Genomic DNA, 8904 nt, shown 5'->3' on the forward strand with positions numbered 1-8904 from the left:
TATGGTTGGGATGACCATAGCCAAAACTCGCGCTGTTGGGTGTGAATTCTCGGTAATTTTAGCGCTTGACGTCGAAACCGCCGCCGCCGACGAAGCCGTCAAGATCAGACGCCGTGGCCAGGCTGGCATCGCCCGGCTGGGCATGCTTGAGGCAGGCGCAGGCAATTCCAAAATCCAAGGCGGCGCGATCCGAGGTACCGCTCAGGATGCCGTGGAAGACGCCGGCGGCAAAGGCGTCGCCGCCACCGATACGGTCGACGATGCGCTCGATGTCGTAGGTCTCGGTCTCCAGCACCTTGCCCGGGGTGAACATCAGGCCGGCCAGGCGGTTGTGGTCGACACTGACCTGGGTGCGGCGCGTTCCAACCAGACGCTTCAGGTTGGGGAATAGCTTAAAAGCGTACTCGGCGGCGTCCTGTTCGCGGGCATTGAAATCCTCACCCGTGATCAGCTCGATGTCGCGGATGCCGCCAAAGACCAGGTCGGCCTCGTTGATCAGGTCCTTGATCAGCTTGGGGGCGTCGCCGCCCCAGGCTTCCCACAGCTTGGGGCGATAGTTGCAGTCATAGGAGACCTGCATGCCCAGTTCACGGGCGGTCTGCATGGCCTTCAGCGCCGCGGCAACGCAGTTGGCGCCCAGGGCCGCCGTGACACCCGAAACGTGCAGCCAGCCGGCATTCTTCAGCAGGCGGCGCCAGTTGAGGCGGTTGAATTTGGCGGTGGCAAAGGCGGACGCCGCGCGGTCGTAGAGGATGTCGGACGGGCGATGGATGGCGCCCGGCGTCAGGAAATACAGGCCCATCCGGCCGGCACCCGTTGTCACGTCATTGACGTCGACACCCCAGCGGCGGAGTTCCTGCTTTGCGCCCAGGCCCAGGGCATTGTCCGGGACAATGCTGACCATTCGGGTGGCGTGTCCCAGTCGCGTCAGGCCGATGGCGACATTGGCTTCCGCCCCACCGACGAAGGGGGCCAGCGGCGGGAGTTCCTCCAGCAGGCGGCCGCCGGTAGCGGTCAGGCGGACCAGAAGTTCCCCGAAACAGACGAAGGTATTGGTGTCGGCCATATCAATCTCCCGCAGTGGCTATAGCCAGCCCCAACCGATAGAAGAAGCTAAAAACGTCAGGGTTACAAAAAAAAGAGGCGCCGGGTAAGCGGCGCCTCAAGTCACTCGAGAGGAAACAGTTACGCGTACTCACTAAACCCGGCGTTAGTACTTGTAGCGAACGCCGAATATGAATTGCCGGCCCGACTGGGTGTATTCCAGCATGGCGTTGCCGGTGTTGCCGGTGGCCGCCTGGGCGTAGCTGACATAGCGATCGTCAGCTTCGTCGGTCAGGTTGATAGCTTCGAAGCTGACAGTCAGATGGTCGGTCAGAGCATAGCTGGCCGAAGCGTCGATATTCAGAGTCTCGTTCTTGCCGTAGAAGTCAGCCCCCGAACCTGGCAGCAGCGATACCAGGTAGCCGTCGCGGTAAGCGGCGGACACGCGTCCCGACAGCTTGCTGTCTTCGTAGTAAAGCGTGGCATTCCACGATGTCGGCGACAGGCCCAGCAGGTTTTCTGTCCGGGTGGCTGTCGTGGTCGCCGACGTGTAATAGGCGATCTGCGATTCGACCGAAGTGTAGTTGACGATACCGCCGGTGTTGCCGAGGAATCCTGGCAGGAAGGTGAACGGCTTTTGCAGGCTGATTTCGTAGCCCTTCAGTGTGCCGCCTGGTGTCGAAACCGGATTGGTAACTGTGTAGAGCGTATCGCCCGTCTGGCCGGTCGCGTCGGCGATGAGATCCATATCCAGGCCCAGGTTCTTATAGGCCGTCGTGTATTGGCGGTTCTGGATGTAGGAGTCGATATCCTTCTGGAAGATGCCGACCGAGAACAGGGTGTCCTTGTCAGCGTACCATTCGATATTCAGGTCGTAGTTGGTCGACCGGATGGGATCCAGCATCGGGTTGCCGCCGGTGTAGGTCAGGCCGAAGGTGGAGAGTGTGCCGCCCGGTGTCAGGTTGGTCAGCAGGGGGCGCGCCATCACCTTGGCCGCGGCGAAACGGATCAGGACATCATTGATAGGCTCTACCGTGACGTTAAGAGAGGGCAGGGTGTCGTCGTATTTGCGCACCGAAGTGGCATACGTCGCGGCCGACAGGTAGCCACTGGTCGTTTGCTCGGTCTTGACGTGACGCACGCCGACATCGCCACGAACCGGCAGGCTGCCGATCTGCGTGTTGAAGTCGAGTTGGACGTAGGCGCCAGTATCGGTCTCAGCCGCTTCACGGTTGAGGCCGCGCGAACCGCCGACCGACGAGGTGCCGGTGACATAGAAGCCGCAGTTGCACTCATAGTTCAGCTTGTCGCGGATGGCGTTGATGTCAGGAACCAGCCAGGTTTCACCGAAGCCGGTGACCGATTGGGTGTAGCCGGCGAGATTGCCGTTCAGGGTCGTCAGATCGGCGGCGTCGATGGCTTCACTTGCGCGACGGGCCTGCATCGTCACCAGTTCGAAATCCTTCACCGAGGCGCCGAAGCGCAGGGTGAAGATGTCGTTGAGGTCGTAGGTGAAGTCAGCCGACAACGTGTTGAACGAATTGGTGGTCTTGTTCGGGCGGATACGGATGATCGAAGCGTCGCCGCGCGCCCCGCCGGTCGGGCCGCCGTTGCCGAAGGTCCAATAGCAGGCCTGCGACACGGTGCAGCCGTTCTTGGTGCCATAGTTGAACACCGGCGTGGCCTGGTCGGTGAAGTCATAGCTGTAGCCGTCGACATCGTAGGCTTCAATCGACAAGGTCGTCTGGCGCGGATTGTCCTGGATCGACTCGGACGAACCGATGCGGAACGAGCCGCGGAAACGTTCCGTGAAGTTCTGGTCCCAGGTCAGGCTGAGCTGCGAGAAGGTTGAGGACTGGTCGTCGAAGCGGTGTTCCGAGCGGACATCGACATCGTTGAACGCGGCCTTGGTGATCACGCCCTGATCGGAGATGGTGTAGTTGTAGATATCCGTGGCCGGGTTGCCGACGCCGGCGCCGCCGCGGCTGAACGAGATCACTTCGAGATAGTGTTCGGTCCGGTCGGCACGGAACTGCGAGTACAGGCCTTCGATCGAGATCAGGGTGTTCGGATTCGGACGCATCTGGAAGGCGCCAGTGATGCCCAGGCGCTTCTGATCGTAGCTGAGGCGGCCGTAACGCGGAATGCGCGGGTGCAGGGCGTTCGACACCTTCAAGGCTTCACCGGTCAGGGTGCCGGATGCCGGGATGGCGGTGAAGGTGGTGCCGCCGTCGGTCGAGTAGTTCTGGAAGCGACCGCCATTGCTTTGGTTGAAGGCGTTTTCCCAACGGACGCTGGAGGGGCCTTCTTCGAACAAGGTTCGTTCCGAGTAGGCGACCGACAGCAGCGCGCCCAGCTTGCCGTCAGCCCAGCGATTGGACACCAGGAAGGTATAGCGCGGGCTCTTGTCTTCGGACCGGTCATTGTAGGCAACCTGTGCGCCGCCCGCCAGGGTGAAGCCCTTGTAGTCGAAGGGACGTGAGGTCTGCAGGTCGACCGTGGCGCCCAGCGAACCTTCATCGACGTTGGCGCTTTGTGACTTGCGTACCGTCAGAGACTTGAACAGTTCCGAAGCGAAGACGTTGAAGTCGAACCCGCGGTCCAGGTTGGCGCCCGTGGAATCCTTGCCGCCCGCAGTGGCCAGGGCTTCCAGGCCGTTGATGCGAACGCGGGTGAATTGCGAACCCAGGCCGCGCACGGTGATGGTACGGCCTTCGCCGCCGTCACGGTCGATGGCGATACCCGGAATACGCTGCAGGCTTTCGGCCAGGTTGTTATCCGGGAAGTCGGCGATATCTTCGGCTGTGATGACGTCGACAATGCTCGATTCGCGCTTTTTCGCGCTAATCGAGGTCTGCAGCGAGCCACGGAAGCCGGTGACGACGACGACATCGCCATCGGTCGGTGCGGCGGGTGCGGCGTCCTGCGCCATGGCAGGAACCGCGAAAACGCCGGCGGCCAGAGCGACGGCGGTCATGGAGACCCCGAAGCGAAGGAAGGTTTTGGACGCACCTATGGCGTCAGTTGACTTGGTCATAAGATTTTACTCCCCGTTTGTGCCACCGCTTCAGCGGTTGATCATTTGGCGACTGATGACACCGGTGTCACTCTCGTGTGTGAGGTGGTTGACCGAATGATGTCCGAACTAAGACATAGAAAAATCACAGAGACAACCCGTCGCCATGGTTAAAATGACACCGGTGGCACAACCCGTTTGGGTTTTCCTCGCACCTGCGTTATTTTTGCCATAGCTGTAACACTGGTTCTTTTTATCTGTGAAAATTCCACTCCAGGTTATGACATTGCTTTAACTATAAACTGTAAGATTTAAACTTGTCTTACCCGACACAAAGGAGGCCCCGCAGTCGCCTGCGGGGCCTTGAAACCGGCTGCTATCGTAAGATTAGCCTAGTTCGGCGACGTCGGCCGTAACGGCGACGGTGCGTAGTTTCAGCACGGCGGTGTCGTGGTCGCCGCTGTAGGTGACGACGGAACTCTGGTTGGCGCCGATATCGTGGATGCCGGTGGTGGCGCCCGATGAGATGAGTTGGCCGCGTTTCAGGGGCAGGCCGCGACCCGCCAGGTGCCCGGCCAGCCAGGCAATCGCCTTCAGAGGACCGCCGGGCATGGTGAACAGGCCGCCTTCACCGACCATGACGCCGTCGATCTCGGTGCGGGCGCAGAAGGCCCTCAGATGTTCAGCATCCAGTTGGGCGACCGTTGAGTCGGAGTCGAATTCGGCCAGGCGCGGCCCCAGGATAAGGCCAAAATTGTTGCCGAAGTCGGAGACGGTGACGACGGGACCCAGGGTATTGATGGTCGGCAGGGGTGAGCCGGCCATTTCGATGCCGGCGAAGACGGCGTCGATCAGGCGCAGGGCGTCCTCTTCGCTATACTCGGTTTTCTGCGGGTCGGCGTCGTGCTCGATGCGGAAGATGTATTCGGCTTCGACGGCGGCGAACCCGCCCTCGTACACGGCGACGGTGACCTCTTCGCCCTGATAGTCCTTGAAGGCGGGGGCAAAGATGGGGCCGGCCAGGCGTTCGGTGCCGTGCAGGGGTTGGAATTCAGGCTTCAGGCGGCCGATCTTCCAGCCGACAATGGGCCGGTCCCACAGCTTGATGGCGCGATCCTGGATGGCGTAGGACTGTTCCATGCGCTGGGGCACGTCGCCGGGATAGTCGGGCAGGGCGGTGCCGGTGCGGCGGGCCGTGACAAATTTTTGGGCGATCTCGTCGAAGTTCATGGTCGGTCTCCTTTAGCGGTGCCGACTACAGGAAACCGGTGTCATAATCAACGGATTTGGTGGTGATGTTGGTAAGGAAGGGGGGAGCCACGGCTAAGGCACGGATGCGCCTTCGGCGCGAGGACACGGATAAAGTCACGGATTTCAGGGTTATTCAGGACTTGCCGCGAAGCGGCGCTGTCCTGGATTTGGAACCGCGAATGAACGCCAATAAACGCGAATATTCAGATCCATCCTGTATGCGCCAGCGAACGTGTTTGCTTGAAGAGTGCCATTGGCGCTTCTTATTTGCGTTCATTGGCGTTCATTCGCGGTTCAAATTAGCGGCGTTCAAGTTCGTCGAGACTTGTCGGGCTAGGTCTGAAATCCGTGTTTATCAGTGTCCGGCGGTAGGCCGGCATGCGCGCCTTATCCGTGGTTAAAACTTAAACTTACGACGTTGGCAGGTTCAGCATCGGCGACAGATCAAACCTGAAACCCCGTGATGCTAGAGTGGCCGGATTGGTTTCCAAGGCTGCTCAAAGTTCCGCCCTCTCAAGCCCTCAGACGTGACATTGTGGCGGGTCTTCATTGCAAACAAGAACGGCGCCCCTCACCGGGCGCCGTTGAGGGAGACGTATGTGGTTCGGCCTACCGGGCCAGCCAGCCGCCGTCGACCAGCGCGCAGTTTATCGTCCGAACCCGCGAACCAAAATCAGACGCAAATCCAATTGGCTCTGAAGCTGCATCTCTGAGGCTGTTTTTCAGCAAGTGAGCAATCGAGCCTTAAATTCAGGTGCTGCCCATGCGAGGAAGGCGCGGACCTTGAGCGCCATTGGACCTTGCAGCACGTGGACCAGATGGATCGGCCAGGGTTCTGGCTCGAACTGTTCCAATACGATCTGCAGATCGCCACTGCGGCAGGCCTCGGCCACTTGATATGACAGGACGCGTGTCAGGCCCAACCCGGCGATGGCCGCGTCGATCGCGGCCGGCGGGCTATTCACCTTGACGCGTGGCCGGACAGGTACAGTCACGTCGCGCTTGCCATCGCGGAACTGCCAGCCGGCCGCAGAGGCCAGGCTGTCGAGCGTAATGCCGTCGTGAGTGGCGAGGTCGGCTGGCGTCTTCGGCGGGCCGCGCACTGCCAGATAGGCAGGGCTGGCGCAAATGATGCGACGCGTGCTGCCGACCAGACGGGCGCGCATCTGGCTGTCCGGCAAGGGGCCGATCCTTAGGGCCACATCGACGTGCTCCTCAGCCAGGTTGAGAGGCTGATCTGTCAGGATGAGGCGCAGGTCGATATCGGGGTGTGATTTCAGGAATGCCGTCGCGACGGGTAAGACATGCATACGGCCGAAGACGACCGGCGCCGTGACGACCAATTCGCCACTCGGGGTGCGGAATTCGCCGGCAATGGTTCGCTCGGCCTCCGAGATGTCGTCGAGAATGCGCCGGGCAGCCGCAAGATAGCCTTCGCCGGAATCGGTCAGAGCCAGTTTGCGGCTGGTGCGCGTGAAGATCTGTGCACCGAGGTGGGCCTCTAATTCCGAGACCTTTCGGCTGAGACTGGCCAGCGGCATGCGCAGCTTACGCGCCGCCGCCGACAGGCTGCCCGATTGCGCTACCTCAAGGACGATGGCCATCGAAGCGAGACGATCCATCTGTATTTCCATTTTATGAGAGGATGGTTACCAATATTGCCATATAGCGCCAATAAATGGAAGTGGTAAGTTCATGGCGTGCCGGCCAGACGGCATTTTCATTTGTAAGGAAACACCTCGTGAACCGCCTTTCGACTCCTGCTACCGTGAATGATGCCCCCGTCGCTTCGCAACCGCTCCTGAATGCCGTCCAAAAGCAACTGGGTGTTGTGCCCAACCTGTTCCGCCTGGTCGCCCAAAGTCCGGCGGCGCTCGAAGGCTATCTCGGCATGTCGGGTGCTTTGACGAAGGGGGCGCTGCCGGCCCAGACGCGCGAACGCATCGCGCTCGCTGTGGCTCAGATCAATGGCTGCGATTACTGCCTTTCGGCGCACACCTATCTCGGCGCCAACCTGGCCCATCTCGACGCGGCTGAGATAATGGCCAACCGTCGCGGCGGCTCGACCGATCCGAAGGCTGACGCGGCTGTGCGTTTTGCCGTCAAGGTGGCGCAGGCGCGAGGCCACATCAGCGACGACGACGTTCGCGCCGTCAAGTTGGCGGGCTATGATGATGGACAGGTCATCGAAATCGTCCAGCACGTCGCGCTCAATACCTGGACCAACTACATCAATTCGGTCGCCTTAACCGAAATCGACTTCCCGATCGTCACCGCTGCACAGGTCGCGTAAGCCTTTTCACCGGCGGTTTTGCACTGCCGGCCCTTTCCATCTGGAGTATTGCCATGAGCCGCCCCCCTCTGCCGCCATTCAGCCTTGAGAGCGCCGCTGCCAAGGTGCGTCTGGCTGAGGACGCCTGGAACAGTCGCGATCCGGCACGCGTTGCCCTTGCCTACACGCCCGACAGTCGCTGGCGCAACCGGACAGAGTTCCTGCAAGGCCGGGCGGCCATCGAGTCCTTCCTGACGCGCAAATGGCAGCGCGAGGGCGATTATCGCCTGATCAAGGAACTGTGGGCGTTTGCCGGCCATCGTATCTCCGTGCGCTTTGCCTATGAGTGGCATGACGCAAACGGCGAGTGGTTCCGCAGCTACGGCAATGAAAATTGGCAGTTCAATGCGGACGGACTGATGGAGTTGCGCATCGCCAGCATCAACGACCTGGCGATAGCCGAGAGTGAACGCAGGTTTCACTGGGACCGTGGCGAGAACGGACGCCGGCCGGACCAACATGCTGCCCTTGGCGACCTGGGTCTATAAGTCATGTATACAAGTGACATCGCTTTCACGCCTGCGGTCAAGGCCGTGCAGAGCCGCAAGGGCTCGCGCCGTGGCTATGCGCATATGGAAGCGGCAAGTGGGTGGCAAAGCGAAATACCGCCCGACCTGACAGCTTTCATCGCGGCGCAGACAAGCGTCTTTCTCGGCACGGCCAGCGCCGACGGTCAACCCTATATCCAACATCGCGGCGGACCGCCGGGGTTCCTGCATGTGCTGGACGTGCGGACCATCGCGTTTGTGGATTTTGCCGGCAACCGGCAATTCATTTCCCAAGGCAATCTGGCAGAAAATCCGAAGGCGCACCTGTTTTTGATCGACTATGCCCATGCCCGGCGTATCAAGATTTGGGGTACTGCGCGTGTAATCGAAGGCGATTCGGATTTAATGGCAAAGCTGATGCCACCGGGCTATCGCGCTCGGCCCGAGCAGGTGATCCTGTTCACGGTCGAAGCTTGGGATGCGAATTGTCCTCAGCATATCCCGCAGCGATTCGAAGCCGCCGATGTGGCGGAGGCCATAGAGATGCGCGACAAGCGCATCGCCGAACTTGAAGAACGGGTGCGGCAATTGGAAGTCAGCCGCCTATGATAACGCACCGATATCGAATCGTCTGGGGCCATACCGAGACGTGGGTGACCTCCTAGAGCGGGCTGCGTTCAGATGGTAACGTCAAGCGGAACGCAGCCCGCTCTAATTTTGAGTTTGCACGCTCCGCACGTTTACACGGTGATTCCGTGTAAACGTGCTTTGCT

General features: G+C 60.5%; 7 protein-coding genes. 3 read left to right on the top strand and 4 right to left on the bottom strand.

The features are described from left to right. Positions 1 to 58: 58 nt before the first annotated feature. From ABI_RS03940 to ABI_RS03955, 4 genes are all read right to left on the bottom strand, one after another. Entirely contained in the window at positions 59 to 1066 is a 1008-nt protein-coding gene (locus ABI_RS03940) for a sugar kinase (protein WP_006271543.1), read from the bottom strand. Between the two features lie 144 nt (positions 1067 to 1210). Beyond that, positions 1211 to 4081 (bottom strand): TonB-dependent receptor, encoded by a 2871-nt coding sequence (locus ABI_RS03945; RefSeq protein WP_006271544.1) that lies wholly within the window; start codon positions 4079 to 4081, stop codon positions 1211 to 1213. A 366-nt stretch (positions 4082 to 4447) separates the two neighbouring features. Further along, positions 4448 to 5290 carry a 2-keto-4-pentenoate hydratase gene (locus ABI_RS03950; protein WP_006271545.1) on the bottom strand — a complete coding sequence of 281 codons (843 nt, stop codon included), beginning with the start codon at positions 5288 to 5290 and terminating at the stop codon, positions 4448 to 4450. 743 nt (positions 5291 to 6033) lie between these two features. After that, a complete protein-coding gene (locus tag ABI_RS03955) occupies positions 6034 to 6933 on the bottom strand; it encodes a LysR substrate-binding domain-containing protein (RefSeq protein WP_006271547.1) in 900 nt (299 codons plus the stop codon). Positions 6934 to 7052: 119 nt separating this feature from the next. Here ABI_RS03955 and ABI_RS03960 point away from each other — a divergent pair, with 119 nt between their 5' ends. Genes ABI_RS03960 through ABI_RS03970 form a run of 3 tightly spaced genes read left to right on the top strand, consistent with a single transcriptional unit; the run spans position 7053 to position 8740 of the window. Beyond that, entirely contained in the window at positions 7053 to 7604 is a 552-nt protein-coding gene (locus ABI_RS03960) for a carboxymuconolactone decarboxylase family protein (RefSeq protein WP_040308554.1), read from the top strand. A 53-nt stretch (positions 7605 to 7657) separates the two neighbouring features. After that, positions 7658 to 8131 (top strand): nuclear transport factor 2 family protein, encoded by a 474-nt coding sequence (locus tag ABI_RS03965; RefSeq protein WP_085930172.1) that lies wholly within the window; start codon positions 7658 to 7660, stop codon positions 8129 to 8131. Between the two features lie 45 nt (positions 8132 to 8176). Further along, positions 8177 to 8740, top strand: coding sequence for a pyridoxamine 5'-phosphate oxidase family protein (locus ABI_RS03970; RefSeq protein ID WP_245531293.1), 564 nt, complete (start codon positions 8177 to 8179; stop codon positions 8738 to 8740). Positions 8741 to 8904 lie beyond the last annotated feature (164 nt).

Origin of the sequence: Asticcacaulis biprosthecium C19, assembly GCF_000204015.1 — a bacterium.
In the GTDB taxonomy this organism is placed as follows: Bacteria; Pseudomonadota; Alphaproteobacteria; order Caulobacterales; family Caulobacteraceae; genus Asticcacaulis; species Asticcacaulis biprosthecius.

Bases quoted from the DNA above. Each gene is read 5' to 3' on its own strand.
- ABI_RS03940 (WP_006271543.1), bottom strand. From the start codon at position 1,066: ATGGCCGACACCAATACCTTCGTCTGTTTCGGGGAACTTCTGGTCCGC.
- ABI_RS03945 (WP_006271544.1), bottom strand. From the start codon at position 4,081: ATGACCAAGTCAACTGACGCCATAGGTGCGTCCAAAACCTTCCTTCGC.
- ABI_RS03950 (WP_006271545.1), bottom strand. From the start codon at position 5,290: ATGAACTTCGACGAGATCGCCCAAAAATTTGTCACGGCCCGCCGCACC.
- ABI_RS03955 (WP_006271547.1), bottom strand. From the start codon at position 6,933: ATGGATCGTCTCGCTTCGATGGCCATCGTCCTTGAGGTAGCGCAATCG.
- ABI_RS03965 (WP_085930172.1), top strand. From the start codon at position 7,658: ATGAGCCGCCCCCCTCTGCCGCCATTCAGCCTTGAGAGCGCCGCTGCC.